The sequence below is a fragment of the Novosphingobium barchaimii LL02 genome, assembly GCF_001046635.1.
GTDB lineage: Bacteria > Pseudomonadota > Alphaproteobacteria > Sphingomonadales > Sphingomonadaceae > Novosphingobium > Novosphingobium barchaimii.
In genome coordinates this window covers 59,748-78,072 of sequence record NZ_KQ130461.1, presented here as the reverse complement: position 1 = coordinate 78,072, position 18,325 = coordinate 59,748, and the positions used below count along the sequence as shown (strand labels likewise).

Annotated in this window: 25 protein-coding genes; 21 read left to right on the top strand and 4 right to left on the bottom strand. The window is 62.3% G+C overall.

Features of this window, described 5'->3' with window-relative positions; all coding sequences use genetic code 11:
* Window position 1: 1 nt before the first annotated feature.
* From V474_RS23435 to V474_RS23410, 6 genes are all read left to right on the top strand, one after another.
* On the top strand, window positions 2-1,453 hold the full coding sequence (locus tag V474_RS23435) for a DUF4942 domain-containing protein (protein WP_231634371.1): 1,452 nt from the start codon (window positions 2-4) through the stop codon (window positions 1,451-1,453).
* A 316-nt stretch (window positions 1,454-1,769) separates the two neighbouring features.
* Complete coding sequence (locus V474_RS23430; RefSeq protein ID WP_030541643.1) at window positions 1,770-2,018, top strand: hypothetical protein; 249 nt, start codon at window positions 1,770-1,772, stop codon at window positions 2,016-2,018.
* On the top strand, window positions 2,015-2,824 hold the full coding sequence (locus V474_RS23425) for a hypothetical protein (protein WP_008831890.1): 810 nt from the start codon (window positions 2,015-2,017) through the stop codon (window positions 2,822-2,824). Before V474_RS23430 ends, V474_RS23425 begins: the two co-directional genes overlap by 4 nt.
* An 11-nt stretch (window positions 2,825-2,835) precedes the next feature.
* Complete coding sequence (locus V474_RS23420; protein WP_030541642.1) at window positions 2,836-3,456, top strand: DUF6884 domain-containing protein; 621 nt, start codon at window positions 2,836-2,838, stop codon at window positions 3,454-3,456.
* 256 nt (window positions 3,457-3,712) lie between these two features.
* Window positions 3,713-3,970, top strand: coding sequence for a hypothetical protein (locus V474_RS23415; RefSeq protein ID WP_008831892.1), 258 nt, complete (start codon window positions 3,713-3,715; stop codon window positions 3,968-3,970).
* Window positions 3,971-4,191: 221 nt separating this feature from the next.
* Entirely contained in the window at window positions 4,192-4,509 is a 318-nt protein-coding gene (locus tag V474_RS23410; protein ID WP_006953908.1) for a hypothetical protein, read from the top strand.
* A 573-nt stretch (window positions 4,510-5,082) separates the two neighbouring features.
* Here the strand turns inward: V474_RS23410 and V474_RS23405 are convergent.
* Window positions 5,083-5,640 carry a recombinase family protein gene (locus tag V474_RS23405; protein WP_031290454.1) on the bottom strand — a complete coding sequence of 186 codons (558 nt, stop codon included), beginning with the start codon at window positions 5,638-5,640 and terminating at the stop codon, window positions 5,083-5,085.
* A 139-nt stretch (window positions 5,641-5,779) separates the two neighbouring features.
* Here V474_RS23405 and V474_RS23400 point away from each other — a divergent pair, with 139 nt between their 5' ends.
* From V474_RS23400 to V474_RS23375, 6 genes are all read left to right on the top strand, one after another.
* On the top strand, window positions 5,780-8,737 hold the full coding sequence (locus V474_RS23400) for a Tn3 family transposase (RefSeq protein ID WP_039859054.1): 2,958 nt from the start codon (window positions 5,780-5,782) through the stop codon (window positions 8,735-8,737).
* 289 nt (window positions 8,738-9,026) lie between these two features.
* The gene (locus V474_RS23395; RefSeq protein WP_004213291.1) at window positions 9,027-9,248 is read left to right on the top strand and encodes a hypothetical protein; all 222 of its coding nucleotides are present in this window, start codon (window positions 9,027-9,029) and stop codon (window positions 9,246-9,248) included.
* 62 nt (window positions 9,249-9,310) lie between these two features.
* The gene (locus V474_RS23390; RefSeq protein ID WP_037471423.1) at window positions 9,311-9,574 is read left to right on the top strand and encodes a hypothetical protein; all 264 of its coding nucleotides are present in this window, start codon (window positions 9,311-9,313) and stop codon (window positions 9,572-9,574) included.
* Window positions 9,571-9,783, top strand: coding sequence for a hypothetical protein (locus V474_RS23385; protein WP_059153606.1), 213 nt, complete (start codon window positions 9,571-9,573; stop codon window positions 9,781-9,783). Before V474_RS23390 ends, V474_RS23385 begins: the two co-directional genes overlap by 4 nt.
* Before the next feature lie 47 nt (window positions 9,784-9,830).
* A complete protein-coding gene (locus tag V474_RS23380) occupies window positions 9,831-10,277 on the top strand; it encodes a hypothetical protein (protein ID WP_030540870.1) in 447 nt (148 codons plus the stop codon).
* A gap of 377 nt (window positions 10,278-10,654) precedes the next feature.
* Complete coding sequence (locus V474_RS23375; RefSeq protein ID WP_030540871.1) at window positions 10,655-10,915, top strand: hypothetical protein; 261 nt, start codon at window positions 10,655-10,657, stop codon at window positions 10,913-10,915.
* A gap of 51 nt (window positions 10,916-10,966) precedes the next feature.
* Here V474_RS23375 and V474_RS23370 read toward each other — a convergent pair whose 3' ends face one another.
* Window positions 10,967-11,227: a hypothetical protein gene (locus V474_RS23370; RefSeq protein WP_228223103.1), complete on the bottom strand. Its 261-nt coding sequence runs from the start codon at window positions 11,225-11,227 to the stop codon at window positions 10,967-10,969.
* A gap of 32 nt (window positions 11,228-11,259) precedes the next feature.
* Window positions 11,260-11,517 carry a helix-turn-helix domain-containing protein gene (locus V474_RS25295; protein WP_008827847.1) on the bottom strand — a complete coding sequence of 86 codons (258 nt, stop codon included), beginning with the start codon at window positions 11,515-11,517 and terminating at the stop codon, window positions 11,260-11,262.
* Window positions 11,518-11,642: 125 nt separating this feature from the next.
* Here V474_RS25295 and V474_RS23365 point away from each other — a divergent pair, with 125 nt between their 5' ends.
* From V474_RS23365 to V474_RS23325, 9 genes are all read left to right on the top strand, one after another.
* Complete coding sequence (locus V474_RS23365) at window positions 11,643-12,401, top strand: sigma factor-like helix-turn-helix DNA-binding protein (RefSeq protein WP_051768229.1); 759 nt, start codon at window positions 11,643-11,645, stop codon at window positions 12,399-12,401.
* Window positions 12,391-13,083, top strand: coding sequence for a recombinase family protein (locus V474_RS23360; protein ID WP_030540873.1), 693 nt, complete (start codon window positions 12,391-12,393; stop codon window positions 13,081-13,083). Before V474_RS23365 ends, V474_RS23360 begins: the two co-directional genes overlap by 11 nt.
* A 393-nt stretch (window positions 13,084-13,476) precedes the next feature.
* Window positions 13,477-13,791 carry a single-stranded DNA-binding protein gene (locus V474_RS23355; RefSeq protein ID WP_030540874.1) on the top strand — a complete coding sequence of 105 codons (315 nt, stop codon included), beginning with the start codon at window positions 13,477-13,479 and terminating at the stop codon, window positions 13,789-13,791.
* A 108-nt stretch (window positions 13,792-13,899) separates the two neighbouring features.
* The gene (locus tag V474_RS23350) at window positions 13,900-14,151 is read left to right on the top strand and encodes a helix-turn-helix transcriptional regulator (protein ID WP_059153604.1); all 252 of its coding nucleotides are present in this window, start codon (window positions 13,900-13,902) and stop codon (window positions 14,149-14,151) included.
* A 9-nt stretch (window positions 14,152-14,160) separates the two neighbouring features.
* Window positions 14,161-14,508 carry a hypothetical protein gene (locus tag V474_RS23345; protein WP_228168057.1) on the top strand — a complete coding sequence of 116 codons (348 nt, stop codon included), beginning with the start codon at window positions 14,161-14,163 and terminating at the stop codon, window positions 14,506-14,508.
* Window positions 14,509-14,538: 30 nt separating this feature from the next.
* Window positions 14,539-15,297: a ParA family protein gene (locus tag V474_RS23340; RefSeq protein ID WP_197524567.1), complete on the top strand. Its 759-nt coding sequence runs from the start codon at window positions 14,539-14,541 to the stop codon at window positions 15,295-15,297.
* Entirely contained in the window at window positions 15,294-16,319 is a 1,026-nt protein-coding gene (locus tag V474_RS23335) for a ParB/RepB/Spo0J family partition protein (RefSeq protein ID WP_059153603.1), read from the top strand. Before V474_RS23340 ends, V474_RS23335 begins: the two co-directional genes overlap by 4 nt.
* 191 nt (window positions 16,320-16,510) lie before the next feature.
* Window positions 16,511-17,062, top strand: a complete 552-nt coding sequence (mobC, locus tag V474_RS23330; RefSeq protein ID WP_021245545.1) for a plasmid mobilization relaxosome protein MobC — start codon at window positions 16,511-16,513, stop codon at window positions 17,060-17,062.
* Window positions 17,049-18,092, top strand: coding sequence for a relaxase/mobilization nuclease domain-containing protein (locus V474_RS23325; protein ID WP_021245546.1), 1,044 nt, complete (start codon window positions 17,049-17,051; stop codon window positions 18,090-18,092). The genes mobC and V474_RS23325 overlap by 14 nt, the downstream gene beginning before the upstream one ends.
* Here V474_RS23325 and V474_RS23320 read toward each other — a convergent pair whose 3' ends face one another.
* Window positions 18,093-18,323 (bottom strand): hypothetical protein, encoded by a 231-nt coding sequence (locus tag V474_RS23320; protein ID WP_020819802.1) that lies wholly within the window; start codon window positions 18,321-18,323, stop codon window positions 18,093-18,095. It lies immediately after the preceding gene.
* Window positions 18,324-18,325: the final 2 nt, after the last annotated feature.

Sequence of the window (18,325 nt, the reverse complement as noted above, 5' to 3'; positions counted from 1 at the left end):
CATGGGCCAGGAGCTTATGACGCCCGCGCAGATCGCGGATATTTGCGACGGCCGAGACAAGGCCATAGCCCTTTGGCTCAGCCTCTATGACACCTACCATGCAACCCGCGACGAGGCGGCCCGCCTGACCCTTGGCGGCGCACTGTCGCTGTCATGTGGCCGCGACTGGACCGAGGACACGTTGACCCGCGCTTTTATCCAGTCGCAGCCTATCGACCAGCGCGACAAGGAGACGGGAGCGCGCAAGACCATCGACGCACGCGACAATTTCGAGCGCGTCTTGACGCACACGATGGACCGCCGGTGCTGGGCGGCCCTCATGGAGCAGCTGGGTTTTGACCAGCTGCTAGATCAGCAGGCCCGCAAGGAGTTTCATGACGGCTTGCGCGATGATCCCGTGCCGTTCACGCCCGACAACTGCGCCGCCACTTTCGGGAATATCTGGACCAACCGGCGCGACCTTTATTTGCGCGGCATCGCCAACGTCTTCGCCAAGCTGGATCGCCGCTTTCGCTCGCACAACGGTTTCAAGATCGGCGCGCGTCTCATCATCGACCGCGCCTTGAACGAATGGGGATCATGGGACCGCTACGAGCGCCGCGACACGTTGCGGGACGTGGAGCGCGTCTTTCTGGAACTGGACGAAAAGCCCCCGGTTTCAGAGGGCCACAGCATCGCCTCACAGGTTGCCGATTCGGCACGCGTGCGCGGATCGCTGCCAACCGTGATCGAGGGCGACTATTTCCGCGTTCGCGTCTTCAAGAATGGGAATCTGCACATATGGTTCGAGCGTGACGACCTTCTGCAGAGCGTGAATCTGTTGCTCGCGGAATATTACGGCGAGGCTATCGGTGATGGCTATGAGACGACCGAGGCAGAAGCGGCCCCGGCCTATCATATCACGCCCGCTAAGAACTTCGGCGCGTTCATGACTTCCCCGGAGATCGCCGCCCAGGTCATCGAACATGCGAGGATCAGCACAGGCCAGCGCGTTCTAGAGCCTAGCGCGGGAAAGGCCGCGCTTGCTTCGGCCGCGCGCAACGCTGGTGCCGATGTAACTTGCGTGGAGCTGCAACCCGGCTTCGCCCACGAACTACGCGTAATCCACGGCTTTGCCGATGCGATCGAGGGCGATTTTCTCGCATTGGACCCGGCCCATTACGCACCGTTCGACGCGGTGATAATGAACCCGCCTTTTGATCGAGGCCGCGACTGTGACCATGTGCGCCATGCCCTCGCCTTTCTCAAACCGGGAGGCGTGCTGGTGGCAATCATGAGCGCGCGGGCAGAGTATGGCGAGGATCAGCGCCACAAGGCGCTACACCGCATGATCGCTGGTTGCGAGGCGATCTATTTCCACGGTCGCAAATGGATCGACCTTCCCCCCGGTTCTTTCGCCCACGCCGGAACCAACGTGAACACTGTTTTGCTTGCGATCCGCAAGCCGGGTTGATCGGTGCAGGCGGTGGCAGCTGCCACCGCCTGTCCTGGCGCAGATTGAGGCGGCAAGCCGCCGCGCTGATTTGTCGCGTTTGGGGCCTGTTCCTGCCCCCTGCCGCAAGGGCTAGACCGTCTCCGCCGCTGCGCGGCTCCGCTTGGCGACCAGGCGGGTTTCCCCGCCCTTCCTTCGCTGCGCTCCGTGCAGGGCGGGTGATCCCCCTCCCCCCTGATCGGCCCCGTTTGCGGCATTCCCCGGCCCAGCGTCGCCCGCTTTCGGCAGAAGTCGATGACCCGTCATCGCCTTCGGCTCAATTAGGAAGGGAAAGCCCATGAAAATCCGTATCTACCGCCAGACCGAGCAGGACTTTGACCGGATCGAGATCGAGGGCGCGACCTTTGAAACCATCGTCAGCCGGGCAGCGGTCGAGGGGCTTCAATGCAGCGGTTACGACAGCAATCCGAGCCAGCGGCCTGAGTTGCAGGGCGCACCGAAATTCAAGGGCGTTTGCGGTCCTATGTGGGATGGCGATGCGATCCGCTACGAGTGCAGCGCCACCTATGCGGAGTTGAGCGCATGAGCGCCGCCGCCGCGATACGCACCGCGCAGGCCGACCAGCTGGGCGACCAGATCATTGCCGCAGGCTTCGCGCCAAACGGCTTTGTGCTGGACATTAACGGGGCGCTTGATGTGCCCCGCGACTTTCCCCTTTCCGCGCCGTGGAATCTGCCGTCGCGCCTGTTTCAGTTCCCCATCGAGGTCATCCGCGCAGAGCAGGACGAGCCGCGCAAGATCGGCCTTCGCCATCCTTTGCTTGCCGCCCATCCTTTCGTGCAACACGTCGAGCGTGCGCTTGGGATCGAGATCGCCCGCGATGGCGTGACGAACCGCCACGGCTACAGCAACCGCGTTCATTCGCTCTGGCATCATGCGGTGGACCTTATCAGCGCCGGGAAATGGCGCGAATTGCTCGCCACGCAGGAGTTCACCGAGCCGCGCAATATCTTCAATGCCGTTGTCTATGGCCTTCGCTATTCGGACCACGCCGACAGGAAGGCGAGCGGCCACATCAGCACCGTCGAGGCCCGCCAGATCATGCGGGAAATGGGAGCTACCGAGCCGACCGACCGCGCCGCGTTGCTTCGCAGCTTTTCCGCGCCGTCGCCCTGCCAGCAGGAACGCGGGGCCGAGCATTGGCCGATCAATCTTCACGGACCTTGCGCCGAGGATAAGGCATGGTCTTTCATCATCGGGATCGAGGATGGTTGGTTTTCCTATGACCGTTCCGGGCATCTGCAATGGTCCCCCATGGGCCGCGACCGTTACGCGGCAGGCGATAGCGCCAGCTTTACCGAGGCGAGCGGCCAGACCGCTTTCGCCTTTTGAGGGGATCGAGCATGGCCCGCCATTGCATCCGCGAACCTCGCTACGTTCCCCCGGTGCAGCGCATCGGGGAGCAACCCGACTTGTTCGGTGGACCGACCCTTAGCCACGTTGCCGAGCGCCAAGGACCGCCGAAAGGATGGCAGCGCCAATTGCAGAAATGGGGCCGCTGCACCGTCATTGCCGATCTTGAGGCAGCGCCGCCGTCTGTCATCGACCCTCCCCCGTCCCCGTCTCCGGTTTTCCTTGTCGCTTGCGTTGCTGCGAAGCTGGACCGCCCCGCCCCGGCGCGCGATCTTTACGCATCGCCATGGTTCCAGAAGGCCCGTGCCTATGTCGAACGACAGGGCGGCGCATGGTTCATCCTGTCAGCAAAGCATGGCCTGATCGCCCCGGAAACCGTCATCGCGCCCTATGACGAAACGCTAGGCGCGATGAAGGCAGGCGCGCGCCGCCTTTGGGGCGCGCGCGTGATCGAAGCAATGGCCGAGCAGATCGACGCCGCCGCGCCGCTGATCGTTCTCGCAGGCCGCAACTATCGCGATCCCCTTTGGCCGCAGATCGAACGGCGCGCATCGGTTCCGATGGAGGGGCTTGGAATCGGTCAGCAGCTCGCTTGGTTGAGCGACAACTGAGAGCGAGAATTGTCGCGGTCCATGCGCAACTTCGCACGATGCGCTTCGAGGGGGCATCTGTTTGTCGCGCCGCCCTTTCAATCTATCCAACGCCATTTGGCGTTGTGAGTTTGAGGATTATAGGCCCAGCAACGGCCCAAGCCCCCCGGTAGGGCCGCCCACTCTCGGCAAGCGCAAATGGCGTAGTTTGCGCTTGCCGGGAGACCAGTTGCCCTCTCTATATGGCAAGGTGACTGCCCTCTCACCGACAGCGCCCTTGTGGACCCAAGATCAGGCCATCGCCTATGAGGCGGCCCTTGAGGCCATCAACGACGTTATCGCCGGTTACAGTGAGCAGATCGCGCTCGAGCATGGTTGCGTAGCGCCGAACGCGGCGCGGATCGCTTGGCTCGAAATGCGGACGGATCAGGCATCGGCCACCGGCCATGCGCTCAATGTGGTGGATGATGAGAATGTCCGGCAAACGCTGCTGGAATACAGCGCGATCGTTCGGGCGCGAGACGGCGCAGGGTGAAGGTCCGCTCGATGGGCGGGCGTTAGTTTGTTAAATCCCCCCGTCAGTGTCTTCCTAGCATGAGGGCTGCACCAGGCCGCATCAAGGATCGGCGGTTCCCCCAATTTGCTGCGCAAATCGGCTCCCCCACCGCCCGCTAGCGCGGCCGCTTCGCGGTCCCTGACCCGACCCGGCGCTGCCCTCCCCTTGGCCTTGCCAATTCCGGCAACAAGGAGGTTGTTATGTCTCATCGTCTGTTCGCTCAGCTGGCTTTCGAGCGTGCGCTTGGAAATGCTGCGATCGAGGCGCTGGCGACCGCGTTGAACGATAAGGATCATTTCGACGCGGAAAGCATGTGGCCGAAAGACCCGATGTTTATCGGCAAGACGAGTGCTGACATCGAGGCGGTTGCGGCCGAGCTGGGCCAGATCATCGAGGACCGTATAAAGGACGTGCTCGACGGCCCCGGCATCCGCAACATCGAGCGCGGCGAATGCGTCTATCCGCAAGTCGTCGCGGTCGTGCTGGCGGCCAAGGCGAAGCGCGGCCAATCCGGCTGACGCCGGAGGGGCGGGCTAACCCCGCCCCCTTTCGCCCGCTGGGCGAAACCGATGATCTCGGTGCCATGCAGGGGTGACTACACGAAAGTGACGTAACTGCACGCTAAGGGCGAACGGATAGCGAACACATGTGGCGGGCAGATTTCCGCTACGAACACGGTCCGCTTATTTTCGGACGATATGCCCACAGGTTGGCTGTCATGAGGGTGTAGCCACCTTCCCCATCGGGACGAAGAACAGCCAGAAAGTCCCGATCATCGCGTATCTGCGCATGAGCGATTGCTGATGCGGGAACTATATGCCTGTTTTCCTTACCTTGGATCACTCGTTTGATCCGTACTTGAAGGTTATACTGGCTCCGCCAATTTGGCAGACCATCGGAGCCGGGACTGGCCTTTGAGCTAATCGTCACTATGCGTCCGACAACGGCAAGGTCTCCACATGCATATTCTAGCGCATCTGCGGCCTCGCCATCTTGGACCGTGGCGCATCCGCTGAGGGCACAGAGTAGCGGCAATAGCAGTTTGCGGAGCAACGCTCGATGTTCCGACAGCATGCAGGTAATTCCCAAGTTCATGGCGTTTTTTGTTCCAGTGCCTTGTAGAGAGCTGTCTTCCCGATCTTGAGGCGCGCGGCGGCTTCGCGAACAGTTAGGCCCGCTGCGATATGCGCCCGCGCCTTGCGTAGCTTGTCGGGGGTGACGACAGGGCGGCGACCACCCTTGTTACCCCGATCGCGCGCGGCCTTGAGGCCAGCATGGGTGCGTTCCCGGATTAGATCTCGCTCGAATTGGGCAAGCGAGCCAAAGATGTTGAACACCAGCATCCCGCCCGAAGTGGTAGTGTCGATGTTTTCGGTGAGCGAGCGGAATCCGATGCCGCGCGCCGCAAGCTCGCCGACTTTCTCGATCAGATGGCTCATTGAGCGCCCAAGACGATCGAGTTTCCAGACCACCAGCGTGTCGCCGGTACGCAGATAGGCGAGCGCCTCGGCCAGGCCAGGCCGATCGGTCTTGGCGCCGGACGCATGGTCGTCGAAGATGCGCTCGCATCCGGCCACATTCAGCGCGTCATGCTGAAGCGCCAGCTTCTGATCGCCGGTCGATACCCGCGCATAGCCGATCAGTGCCACGACCGGTCCCAATCTGTCCGTTTTCCCATCAATTTGCATTCTTGTCCGAATCGCCATCGCGGGTCCAGAGTTGACGGACATATTCATGCTGACCGCCAGAGGACCGTCTGACGGACTCGCAAAGCGAAGGAGATGATGCGTGGCGAGACGGCGACTGGTGAGCCCGGAAATCTGGGCGGGGCATTATAGCGCGCCGCTCGATGAGCGCGAGATTGCGCGGCACTATACGCTGACCAGCGACGACGTGGAAATTGTCGGCCGCCGTCGCGGCGATGCCACCCGGCTCGGTTTCGCGATGCTCCTGCTCACTATGAGATGGCCTGGCCGTGCGCTGGAAGCGGGCGAAGTCCCGCCCGCTCCTGTGCTCGCCTATGTAGCGCAGCAACTCGACATCGCGCCTGAAGCCTTTGCGGCCTATGCTCATCGGGACCAGACCCGTCGCGAGCATCTCGTTGAAATCCGACGATCGCACGGGTTCAGGATCTTCGACCGCGACGCCTTCCGTGAAGTTGTCGCCTTCTCGATCCCGATCGCGCAGACCATCATCCATCCCGGCCAGATGGCAGGGGTCATCGTCGATGAACTCCGCCGTCGGCAGATCCTCCTGCCTTCTTCGTCGATTCTCGAAGCGGTACTGCGACGGGCTCGCCAGCAAGCTGAACAGCTTACCTATGAAGTGCTCACAAATGGCCTGCTGCCCGACACACTACAGGGCCTGGACGATTTGCTGGCGCGACGGTCGGGGCAGGCCACCACATGGCTATCCTGGCTACGCAATGCGCCACAGTCGCCGGCAGCGCGCACCATCCTGCGCCTGATCGAACGGCTCGCCTATGTCCGCGCGCTGGGCCTCGATCGCGCCCGTGCCGACATGATCCCGGCTTTGACTTTTGACAGGCTGGCGGACGAAGGCAGCCGCATCACGCCCCAGCACCTTGGCGAACTCAATGCCCTACGGAGACATGCAACACTGGCGGCAACCGGCATCCGCCTTGAGGAAAGCCTGACCGACGCGGCCCTGACGATGTTCGACAAGCTGTTGGGGAGCATGGCGCGCCGCGCCGAGAACCGGACTCGCGACAAAGCCCTAAAGACGGTGCGCGAGCTGCAAGGCCATCTCCGGACGCTCACGGGATCTTGCCGGCTCCTCATCGACGCGCGCACCAAGGGCGTGGATTTTCTGGCGCAGATCGAGGCGCTGGACTGGCAGCGCTTCGCCGTGGCCGTCGAGCAGGCCGAAGTGCTCGGGCGACCGGAAACCGTCGATCGCACGGCCGAATTGATCGAGCGGCATCGCACTGTGAAGCTCTTTGCCGGTGCCTTTCTCAACACCTTTGAATTTCGCGGCGCCGGTGCGGTGCAGGGGCTCCTGTCAGCGCTGGCCATCATCGCGGAGCTCTACCAGACCGGCAAAAGGCGCTTGCCTGATCGCGTGCCGCTGCGCTTTGTGCCGTCCGCATGGCGGCCGTTCGTCCTGCGCGATGGCATCGTCGATCGTGCCGCCTATGAACTATGCGCCCTGTCGCAGCTACGTGAACGGCTGCGAGCGGGAGACATTTGGGTCGCGGGAAGCCGGCAGTTTCGCGATTTCGACAGCTATCTCATCCCGCCGGCGACCTTTGCGGCGCTTCACGAGAAGGGGCCTTTGCCGCTAGCCATCGAAACGGATTTCGAGCGCCATATCGAGGAAAGGCGCACCAGGCTCGACACGGCGATCGAACAGGTGACGATCCTCGCGCGTCAGGGCGAGCTGCCCCAGGTGAGGCTTGACGAAAACGGCCTCATCATCTCGCCGCTGAAGGCGGCAACGCCGCCCGCCACCGAGATTGCCCGTCGCGCCGCCTATGATCGACTGCCGCGCGTGAAGATCACCGATCTTCTGCTGGAGGTCGATGCCTGGACCGGGTTCAGCGAATGCTTCATCCATCGTCGTTCGGGCCGGGAAGCCGACGATCGCAATGCGCTGCTCACGGTCATCCTCGCCGATGGCATCAATCTCGGCCTCACACGCATGGCGGAAACCTGCCGGGGCGCAAGTCTGCGTCAGCTCGCCCATCTTCACGACTGGCATATTAGCGAGGCCGCTTATGGCGAAGCGCTGGGAAGGCTGATCGACGCCCATCGCGCCATGCCACTCGCCGCGCTGTGGGGAGACGGCACCACTTCGTCGAGCGACGGACAGCAATTTCACGCTGGCGGTCGTGGGGCCGCGATCGGCGACATCAACGCACGCAGCGGCAACGAACCGGGCGTCGCCTTCTACACCCATGTCTCGGATCGATATGATCCCTTCGCGAGCAGGGTGATCGCGGCGACTGCCGGCGAAGCGCCTTATGTGCTGGATGGCTTGCTGTATCATCAGACCGGCCTGACGATTGAGGAGCACTACACCGATACAGGCGGGGCATCGGACCATGTGTTCGGCCTCATGCCTTTCTTCGGCTACCGCTTCGCGCCGCGCCTCCGCGATATCAGGGAGCGTCGCTTGCACCTCCTGCCTGGCCAGGAATCTGGCCAGCTGCTCACTGGCATGACGGCCGAGCCGATCGCATTGGGTCATGTCGCCGCGCATTGGGACGAACTGCTGCGGTTCGCCACATCGATCCGCACCGGCACCGTCACCGCTTCGGCGATGCTCCGCCGGCTGTCCGCCTATCCCCGACAAAATGGACTGGCCCTCGCGTTGCGCGAGCTTGGCCGCCTCGAACGCTCGATCTTCATGCTCGACTGGCTGCGCGACATTGACCTGCGCCGGCGCACCCAGGCGGGCCTCAATAAGGGTGAAGCCCGCAATGCGCTCGCCCGCGCGCTCTTCTTCAACCAACTCGGCGAGCTGCGTGATCGGCGCTTCGAGAACCAGACTTATCGGGCATCGGGCCTCAATCTGCTCGTCGCCGCCATCATCCTGTGGAACACCCGCTATCTCGAAATGGCGTTGGCTGACATCGGTACGCCCGACGAGATCGCACGCCACATCGCACCGTTGGGCTGGGAGCACATCTCGCTGACAGGGGACTATAGCTGGAATGTCGAAGATCGCCCAGATCCGGATGCCTTGCGGCCGCTGCGCGCCGTCAGCTCCTTGCTCGCCGCGTGACGTTCGCTATCCGTTCGCCCTTACCGTGCAGTTGCGTCACTTTCGTGTAGTCACCCCATGCAGAGCGCGGGGCGGGGCATCGAACCCCGCCCCGCGCAATCTCTTCTCTCTGTGTGTCGTGGCATTTTGGCATGGGTGCGCGCCAGCTTTCAAGGATCGGCGGTCCCCCCAATTTGCTGCGCAAATCGGCTCCCCCACCGCCCGCTAACGCGGCCGCTTCGCGGTCCCTGACAGCCGGCGCCGGTGCCCATGCCGGGTGTCTCCCGTCACCAACGAGAAGGAGAACCGGATGCACATCAAATTGTTTAGAGCACTGAAAGCGGCTAATCTGTCCGACGACGCCGCAGCGGAAGTTGTAGAGGCTATTGAGGAGTATATCGCCGTGAAGGTTCAGGAGGCGAACAAGGGAATCGAAAGCAAGCTGACGGCACAAACTTGGGTCATCGGCAGCGTCGGTTTCGTCCTCGCAGTCATCGGCCTCGCGCCCGCTTTCATCAAACTGTTCCAGTAAGACAAAGGGAGGCTTCGGCCTCCCTTTTTTTGCCGAACCGCCTGATTGTCAGGAGACGCAAATTGACCGACTTCGCACAAGCACGGCTCGATATGTTCGAGAGCGGTTTATTCGGCCAGGGCAATGCTTTCTGGCGCTGGATCGCCACGGACGAGGCGCGGCCCTATCTGACCGCTTTCGCCGTCGATCGCGCGCCACCCAGCGGAAGCGAGTTTTTCGCGGCCGATCTTAGCGCCGAGGATCTACTTGATTCCGAACACCTGGCCGAGCTGGCCCAGAAGATCGAAGCGGCTCACGGCTACCCCAAGACAGGAGAACGACAGTGACCGCATCACTCGCCGAGCGTCGCAGTCCGCTCACCATCAAGCCCGACCCGTCCAAGGCCGCGCAGGCGTGCCGCCTGCTGATCCGCGCCTATCTTGACGGCCCCGATGGCGTCGAATGGTCGGACGTCCAAGACGCCCTGACCGTCGCCCTGCAAGCCTTTCACTTGCCGGAGACGTTCGTTGAAACCGAGGGCGGACGATGGCAGTAAGGCACAGCACTTCGCGCCGTGGCTTCCGAAACACGCAGGAGAATTCAATGCGGAACATCGCTCTAGTCCTGGCATTACTTGCCACCACTGGCCCCGTAGCAGCGCAGGATTACCTAGGCACGCATCTCGACTCGGTTCGAGACGAAACACTGCGTCGTCACCAACAGGACATGGTGACGGACAGGCCTGGCGAGAGAAGGTCCAAGGCGCCTCCGCGTACCACGCCGTCACGGCAGGTTTCGCAGGCCGAGCGGCAAGCCGCCTTCTCTAGAAACAAGGCCGAGTATCGTCGCAGGATGCTGCGGGACGGCCCCGCCGCAGCGAACCGATGGCTGGACGAGCAGGCTGGCGCAGCCCCGGCCGACGCCCGTCCGAGGGCGACAACGCGCACCGGCAAGACGAGCTGCAAGAAGGTTCGCTGGGTCAATCGCGCGACGCCGGGATTCGGTGGAGGCCCGATGACAATGAGCCGGGTCGCCGTCTGCGCGGACTAGTTTGCGAGGGACGCGATCCGCCCCGACCCGGCACGACTTAAGCGCTTAAGCGAAGCCGCCCCTCGGGGCGGCCTGGTTCGCCTATCGCGACCCCGGCGTTGCGCCGGCGTCGGGTTCCTTGTTCGCAGCTCCGGCCGGCGGCCGCGTAGCATGCTCCGCACAGCTCACCCCTTCATTCCCTGCATTACAACCAGCTCCATCATTCTGCTGCACCACCACCAGGCGTGCCGTTGAGCTGTTGTTGCCGGGGTTAGGATCCACGACCCCCGCAGGTGGAGTCACCGTGGCCGTGCTGACTAGCCGCAGCCGCCTAGCGGCCCGCAGCGGTGGCCGGGGAACCGGCCACCGCACCCGCAATCCGAGACAGGAGCCACGCCATGAGCAACGACACCGAGACGGCAGCCCGTGCCCTGGTCGAAGCCACCCGCAGCGGCAAGCTCGGCGACGCCTACCGCGTCCTGGACAAACGCCCCGTGGACGAGGTGCAGGCAATCGCCTTGCAGGCCGGATTCTCGTGCATCAGCCGCACCAACCGGCGCAGCTTCATGGTGCACATCGTCCGCCAGGTGGCGGACGCCGCCCGCAACAAGACCGACGGCTACGGCCTGCGCGACCTCGCCGCCAAGGCGGCGCGCTGACGCCCGCCGCCAAGGGCCGTGACCGGCCCCTTAGCGCCGTGCGCGCCGGGGTTATTTGCGAGTAGCTGTGCGCTGTTGCTCCGCCACGTCGCGGATCATAGCTGCCCAGCATCCCAAGATCATGCCCTCTTCATTATCGACTTCGCTTGTGGCGACCGCATAGATACCCAGCAAGTTTGCAACCTCGCTCGCCTCGACAATGCCTTGGCGCGCAAGCAGCGTGGCAAACATCGAGAGTGCTCCCCCCATTGCCCGCACCAGCGGCGCATCTTGTAGCAGTCGGTCAAATTCGCGGGGCGGGTTACTGGACATAGATTGTTCCGATCAAATTAAGCGACTGCCTTTCAGGACTTATCGCGGGAAGTGCTATCCGCTGCCAATAATTCGACAACCGATAATCCGAAAACATCGGCAAGGCTCTCCAAGGTAGCAAGCGTTGGATTACCATGTCCGCGCACCATGTATGAAATATGTGACGCCGCAACGCCCGAGCGTTCGGACAACTCCCCTTGAGTTATGCCTAGTTTCTTTAGTTCGCGAGCGATGTTGGCCCCTAGCTGGGCCATCAACGGCGATGTTCGTTTCAGGTATATGGTTGGCATCGTGTTCGCGTCCTTCTGGCTAGGCGCAGAATGTCGGCACGGGCAGCATGGCGCAATAGGGTTGCTCTAGAAGCTATTTGCGCCATGGCTTTCGCGCCTAGCGCAGATGGTATAGATTGTGCGCCATGTTCGTGCTGGAACATGGGATAATGAACATGCAGTCACCGATCGCGCTGTTTAATGCGAAGCTTGCCAAGACGGCGAACCATAGCGCAACGGCTTCGGCTGATAGCCTCGGCGGCAGCGCGATCGAGCGGATCAACGATCCTCACATTATGGACAAACTGCTAGCAACTCTCGAACCGCGAGAAGAGCAAATTGTGCGCCTAAGGATTGGTGGTCCCGAGGGGGAAGCGCAAACGCAGCGAACAGTGGCAAGTGTGGTGGGGCTTTCGCCTGGTTCGATCGGACAGATCGAAGCAAAGGCCTACAGACGGATGCGATGGGTGATGAACAATCTCGGCACGGACGCGGCCGTGCTCGATGCGCTCATTGCGAAGCGAAATGCTGATAGGGCGCGGGAAGAGGAAGTTGCCGCTAGCGCGGCCGAAGCAGCGGCCAGAGAGCAGGACCAAAAAAGGATTGATGCTCGACACCGCGATGAAAGGCGGCGCGCGAAAGCTCGAAAGCGAGCGTGGGAGCGCCAGCTACGCAAGGCGGAGGAACAGCACCAGGCCTTGAATGATGAGGCGGCTTATCTTGCGCAGCGCATAATCGCGCTAGAAGGACGGAACCGGGTCATTCGCATGTTTCTCCCCCGCAATTCTGAGCTTGAGCGATTGCGCGCAAGAGCGCGCCAGTGCGGAATTGAAATCGCACAAGCGGACGCAGGCATTGCCAAGCTTCGCTCATCGCCGCCCGAGGGGCCTGACCTTGCTGACTGAGAACGTTCCTTCCCCTGCCCCACAGATTGCCCGCGTCTATCTGCGCGTCAGCACCGACGCGCAGGATTTGCGTCGCCAAGACGCGATCGTGGGCGAAGCAAAGGCCGCAGGCTACTATGTCGCGGCGGTCTATCGAGAGAAGGCATCGGGTGCCCGCGCCGACCGCCCCGAGCTTTTGCGAATGATTGCCGATCTTCAACCCGGCGAAGTAGTGATCGCGGAGAAGATCGACCGGATAAGTCGTCTCCCCTTGACCGAGGCTGAGCAGCTGGTTGAGACAATTCGTGCGCGAGGCGCGCGACTTGCCATTCCCGGCGTCGTGGACCTGTCCGACCTCGCGGCCGATGCCGATGGCATCGCCCGCATCGTGCTCGAATCTGTTCAGGCGATGCTCTTGAAGATCGCCTTACAGATGGCCCACGACGATTACACCGATCGCCGCGAGCGACAGCGCCAGGGTATCGCCTTGGCAAAAGCCGCAGGTCGCAGCGGAGGGCGCAAAGGCGATCGGGCAACGCACGCCCGCATTGTGGCATTGCGCGAGGCGGGCAAGAGCATTGCCAAAACGGCAGAGCTGGCCGATTGCGACCGCAGCACAGTCAAGCGAGTATGGGCGGCGCATCGCGCCGCCCAGGTGCAAGAACCCAGCCCTCAGCGAAATCACCGTGAGCGGAAACGCTGATTGCCCTTTCTGTTCGGCTTCGCGCCGGTGGCAGCTGCCACCGGCAGTCCCCTGCCCGCGTCAACGGACTGCCAGCCAGGGAAAGAGCGGCGGAGCCGCGACAGGGTTTTCCAATCGCCCCCATGCCGATCGAGCGCAGCGACCTATGGGCGCCAATGGCCGGTGGCAGCTGCCACCACCGCCAGTCCAAATTGCTGCATCTACTCGGGCGGTTTCCTTTGGGCGTTGCTGTCTGACGGATACGAACTGCGCATCGCCACTAATGCGGGCAAGCAGAAAACCGGCCTTCGGCCTTGGGTTTCCGCAAGCGGACCCTCCCATTTTCAGCTTGCCCGCGTGGCTCAGCTCCGCCGCAAAAAATCCGTCAGCAACGCTTATCCAAAGGAGACTACCATGCAGAACATCGCTGAATTTCGGATCATCGGCCGCGTTGGCAGTGTCGATACGACCGATAAAGTCACCCACGTTTCCGTCGCCGCGAACTACAACCGCAAGGATGGCGATGAATGGAAGACCGATACGCACTGGAACCGTGTGACGTTCTTCCGCCAGCTGGCAGAGCGCGCCGCTGATCTGGGCAAGGGCGACCTCGTTCACATCACCGGACGGGTCCGCCAGAACAGCTACGAGAGCAATGGCGAAACCCGCTACTCGGTGGACCTGATCGCTGAGGGGCTGGGCATCCTGACGAGGGGCGGGGCTGATTAAGCCCCCTCCCTTTCCCCATAAGACGGGCGGCCTAGCGGCCGCCCTTTTTTGTGGACAATGCCTCTCATAGACCCTAACGATAATAGGGTTTAATTTTGCGAGGCATTTGTGGCGGCCAAACTGTTCAATCGTGTAGCGAGCTTGCGCATCGCTGCCGGACTTACGCAATCCGAGCTGGCGGCGAGGATTCACGTCTCACCTGAAACAGTCGCCGCCATCGAGAACGGCAGGCAGGACGCCACTTTGATAACGGCGCTCCGAATGTCCCACGCACTGCGAACTCAAGTGCCGAACATCTTTAGGGAGCAGCCTTTCCCTAAGCTGATCGGCTCCGATCGAGGCGAGAGCCGCACAGCTTAGGAGGTCACTATGCGCCGTCAGATCGTCAGCAAACTCCGGCGTGCAGCAAGCGCGCTACGGACGGCTATGCTTTTGGCGTGGCTTATCCTGCTGATCGCAGCTGGCGCGCTCATGCTGATCGTGGCTCTTATTGTCGCCACGCTGGCCCACGCTGCCTTTGGCTGGTGGGGCGTGGCCGTGGTCGCAGCTTTCGTGCTGGCGGCTATCTTCGGCAAAGATCCACCGACCGAACCAACCAGCCCGCGTCGCAAGCGCAAGGGCCTTCACCTGAATGACGATCCGAACCCATGGTATATGCAGTCGCAGTATCGCTTCGGATCGGGAAATAGCGCCGCCCATAACCGCTGGCACAAGTAGCCCGTGGCGCAGCCATTGAAGGGATTCTCAATGCGAACAATCGTAGTGACTAATGAGCGCGGTGGCATCGGCAAGACCACGCTTACCTGTCATATCGCGTGGCATCTGGCCGAGCAGGGCAAGCGTGTCGTGGTCCTTGACCTGGACAAGCAATGCCACAGTGCCGGAATGCTGAAAGCCGAGTTCGAGCAGATCGGGCCGGTTCAGTCGATACTCGACTTCGCCCCCGTCGAGGAACCTCCGGCGCTGGCTTGCTTCAAGAACACGAGGCAAGTGGTCGAACTGACGACTGACGGCCCGCAGCAGGGCCAGCACATCGCCGCCTATGTTCGCGCCATTCGTGCCGGCCTTGCCAAGCACTACGACTATTGCGTGATCGACACGGCCCCGGCTTGGGATGGCCGCAACCTTATGGCGCTGATCGCATCCGATTATGTCGCGGTGCCTTTAGACCCCGACAAAACCGCACGGCAATCGCTCAACGAGATTTCGCAAAGCATCAGCCTTGCCAATAAGGTTCGGGGGGAGGGCAACGAAACCCGCTTCGGGATCGTGTTCAATCGTGTGCAGACGACGAGTGAAGTGTCTAAAATGCTCATGGAGCGGATCGGGCAGGCGCTACCCGCCAATGTTGTCCCGCATACCATCCCGCACCGCGAGCATATGCGCGAGGCGGCCCTTCTCGAAATTCCCGTGTGGCGACTTGCCAAGGATACGCGCCGCAGCGCGCCGGTCCTGCGCGAAGTCGTCTCCTACATTGTCGATCAAGCTGAGAGGGAAGCCGCATGAGCAAGGCAGCTGTCAAACCGGCGAAGAAGAGCTTTGCCGACTTCGATATGGACGCGATGGATTTTTCGGCCGTCCCCGCGAATACCGAGTTCAAGGCAGCTGGGCGGTTTCAGCGCCTTCCGCTCGCTGACATTGATCCAGACCCCGCGCAGGTTCGCCGGGAGTTCGACCAGGCCGAGATTGATGCACTGGCCGCGACCATCAAGGACCGCGGCTTGCTGCAACCCATCGTCGTCGCGCCAACATCGAACGGCCGCTACATCATCCGATACGGCGAGCGGCGCTACCGCGCGTGCCGCCAGCTTGGTTTCGACCAGATCGACACCGTTCTGGATCAGGCCGACGCCGAACGCGATATTGGCCTCGACCAGTTTCTTGAGAACGAACAACGCCAAGCCCTAAGTCTGGCCGAGCGCGTCAGTTTCATCGCGAGCCGCGTCAGTGACACGCTTTCGACAAAGGATCTAGCCGCGCGCATCGCCAAGCCGCATTCGGAAGTGAAGCGCCTCTACTCGCTGCGCACCTTGCCCGAGGACATTCTTGCCGCGTTGAAGAATTGTTCTCCGCGCGCCGCCGTCGCCATCAAACACGCGATCGAGCTGGACGAGGAGGCCACGCGCAATTTCGTGGTCACGAATGAAAATCCGACAGCCGCCGCCTGCGAGCAGTTTCTTGCCACGCTCCAAGGCGGTCCCGATGAAGAGAGCGCTCAGGCCGGCGCCGCTAAACCGAATGACGATTCAGCGCTGCCCCAAGAATCGCGCGCGCCGGTGGCAGCTGCCACCAGTGCAGCAGATGAGCGTCGGGAGCGGCCCGAACTGGATGCCGGCGACGACGAGCGGGAAGGGGAGGGCGCTGCGCTTGCCGAGCGTTCCGATCACAAGCCGCGCACCCCCCGTCAGCCGAAAGAGGCCAACGACGCACCGGCCATCATCATTCAGGGCCGTCGCGGGATTGTTCTCAGCGGCCAGGTCACGGTTCGGTTCGACGGCGAGGCTGCGCCCCAAACCTTCGACTTCTGATAGCTTTTACCGTCCACGTTCACTCAGCATTGAGGCGGCGTGGAATTTTGAAGCGGTGGCAGTTGCCACCGCTTTTTGTTTGTGGGGTAGGTATCTACTTTATGGCAGGATAAGCCTTGCGGCGGCTAATGTTAACCGATACGCTCAATCCTATCGGATCGCGCTTCACGGTTGGGAGATACCTACCCCACATGGAAAAGACGCTGGGCTTCAAGATCGAGGCGGCCAAGCTCGCAAAGATCGACGCGCTCGCGCAGACGAGGGGAGGGCGCGGCCCCTTCATGCGTCAGCTGGTTGACGCGGTGCTCAGGCAGTCCGGGGCGGCCATCGAGGCCGCGCCTGTTGCCGACCGCGAGGCCGCTGGCGAGCACCGCCTTTATCTTCGGCCCACCGAAACCGAACTGGCCGTGATCCGCCATCGCGCAAAGGAGCGCCGCATGACCCCGGCGACCTGGGCGATGGCTCTTGTGCGGCGACACATCGGCATTGCCGCGCCTGTCGATCGCGAGTTGCGCGAAGAGCTGTTGAATTGCCGTCAGGCGTTACAGCGCATTGGCCGCAACGTGAATCAGATCGCCCGAGCGGCGAACAAGATGGCGCTGGCGGACAATGCAGCGGAGATCGCCGGCGAGCTGCATAAGGTCAACGACCTGCGCGCGGCGATCGGCGCGGCCGTCGAAGGTATCGGTGCAGCCACGAAGGCCGATCTTGTCTATTGGGAGGTGCCCGGTGAGCGACTTTGACAGCAGCTTTGAGGCGGGCCAGCTCGCCGCGCTGTTCAAACCAAAGCTGACCAGCGACCCGAACAGGCGCGGCGCCGACATGTTGCTGCGCTCGCTTAGTTCGAGGCGAGCAGGCCAGGGCGGGAGCACCCGGGCGCGGCTTGCTCGCATTGTCAGCCGTGCTCCGGAGGTCATGGTCAAGGTTACGGGCAGGCCGAAGGGCAAGAACCACGCGGCTGCGCATTTCGACTATATCGGCCGAAAAGGCGATGTGCCGCTTGAAACGCGCGATGGCGACATTCTGACTGACAAGGAAGATCGGGCGGCGCTGGCGCGCGATTGGGGCGATCCTGTCTATTGGCGTGACAATTCTACCGTAGCCGCCGTGAGCATGGTTTTTTCGATGCCGGCAGGCACAGACCCCGACAAGGTTCTTTCAGCGGTGCGCGAAGTCGCGCGGAGCGAGATCGGGCATGAGTGGGATTACGTCCTGGCGCTGCATACGGACACACCACGGCCTCACGTGCATGTGACGGTTGCAGCGCGCGGTGACACGGGGAAACGCTTCAACCCGCGACCTCAAACGCTGCATCATTACCGGGAGCGCTTTGCCGAGGAATTGCGGGCGAGGGGGGTTACTGCCGAGGCAACGCCTCGCGCAGCGCGCGGTGTCGGCCGAGCTGGTCAAAGCATGGCCCTGAATCGGATGCGGCAGCGCTACATGGCCGGCACCGCACCTGCACCGTTTGCCAATCAGAAGATCACTGCGGCCGCGCGAGACCAGCTGGCGGGGCGGTCCACCGCTCCGGATTTCGTGGTGCGCGGGCGGCAGGCATGGACTGAGACGCAACACCGCTATCTAGCCGCCGCCAAGCGCCTTGAGGCAAGCAGCGATCCAGCTGACCGCCAGCTTGCCGACCAGGTGCGGCAATTTGTGGGGGCAGGGCGAACGCCTACAATTCATGAGCGATCGGTAGCCGCGATGGAGCGGAAGCGGCAGAGCGAACGATCTAGGAACCGCGATCGTTCGCGGGAAGGGCCAGGACGATAGTTACTGGCCGTGCTTGGTCCAGCCAACGCTGTTTGCGCGTTCCAAAGCGACCAAGGCGTCTGATACCGCCTTCTGCGCGACTAGAAGATAACCTTCGGCAATACTGGGCCATGTTAACTCATCGAACGGATTTGTGACGTTGCCGTTGAAATAATCGAGAGCTTCATGGGCGCGTGCAGCCGCCTCGATTACCTTGGCGGTTTGTTTCTTTGCCCTGTCAGATTTCTTCATCG

Coding starts and splice junctions, on each gene's coding strand:
- V474_RS23435 (WP_231634371.1), top strand. CDS start 2: ATGGGCCAGGAGCTTATGACGCCCGCGCAGATCGCGGATATTTGCGAC.
- V474_RS23430 (WP_030541643.1), top strand. CDS start 1,770: ATGAAAATCCGTATCTACCGCCAGACCGAGCAGGACTTTGACCGGATC.
- V474_RS23425 (WP_008831890.1), top strand. CDS start 2,015: ATGAGCGCCGCCGCCGCGATACGCACCGCGCAGGCCGACCAGCTGGGC.
- V474_RS23420 (WP_030541642.1), top strand. CDS start 2,836: ATGGCCCGCCATTGCATCCGCGAACCTCGCTACGTTCCCCCGGTGCAG.
- V474_RS23410 (WP_006953908.1), top strand. CDS start 4,192: ATGTCTCATCGTCTGTTCGCTCAGCTGGCTTTCGAGCGTGCGCTTGGA.
- V474_RS23395 (WP_004213291.1), top strand. CDS start 9,027: ATGCACATCAAATTGTTTAGAGCACTGAAAGCGGCTAATCTGTCCGAC.
- V474_RS23380 (WP_030540870.1), top strand. CDS start 9,831: ATGCGGAACATCGCTCTAGTCCTGGCATTACTTGCCACCACTGGCCCC.
- V474_RS23375 (WP_030540871.1), top strand. CDS start 10,655: ATGAGCAACGACACCGAGACGGCAGCCCGTGCCCTGGTCGAAGCCACC.
- V474_RS23370 (WP_228223103.1), bottom strand. CDS start 11,227: ATGTCCAGTAACCCGCCCCGCGAATTTGACCGACTGCTACAAGATGCG.
- V474_RS25295 (WP_008827847.1), bottom strand. CDS start 11,517: ATGCCAACCATATACCTGAAACGAACATCGCCGTTGATGGCCCAGCTA.
- V474_RS23365 (WP_051768229.1), top strand. CDS start 11,643: ATGTTCGTGCTGGAACATGGGATAATGAACATGCAGTCACCGATCGCG.
- V474_RS23355 (WP_030540874.1), top strand. CDS start 13,477: ATGCAGAACATCGCTGAATTTCGGATCATCGGCCGCGTTGGCAGTGTC.
- V474_RS23345 (WP_228168057.1), top strand. CDS start 14,161: ATGCGCCGTCAGATCGTCAGCAAACTCCGGCGTGCAGCAAGCGCGCTA.
- V474_RS23340 (WP_197524567.1), top strand. CDS start 14,539: ATGCGAACAATCGTAGTGACTAATGAGCGCGGTGGCATCGGCAAGACC.
- V474_RS23335 (WP_059153603.1), top strand. CDS start 15,294: ATGAGCAAGGCAGCTGTCAAACCGGCGAAGAAGAGCTTTGCCGACTTC.
- mobC (WP_021245545.1), top strand. CDS start 16,511: ATGGAAAAGACGCTGGGCTTCAAGATCGAGGCGGCCAAGCTCGCAAAG.
- V474_RS23320 (WP_020819802.1), bottom strand. CDS start 18,323: ATGAAGAAATCTGACAGGGCAAAGAAACAAACCGCCAAGGTAATCGAG.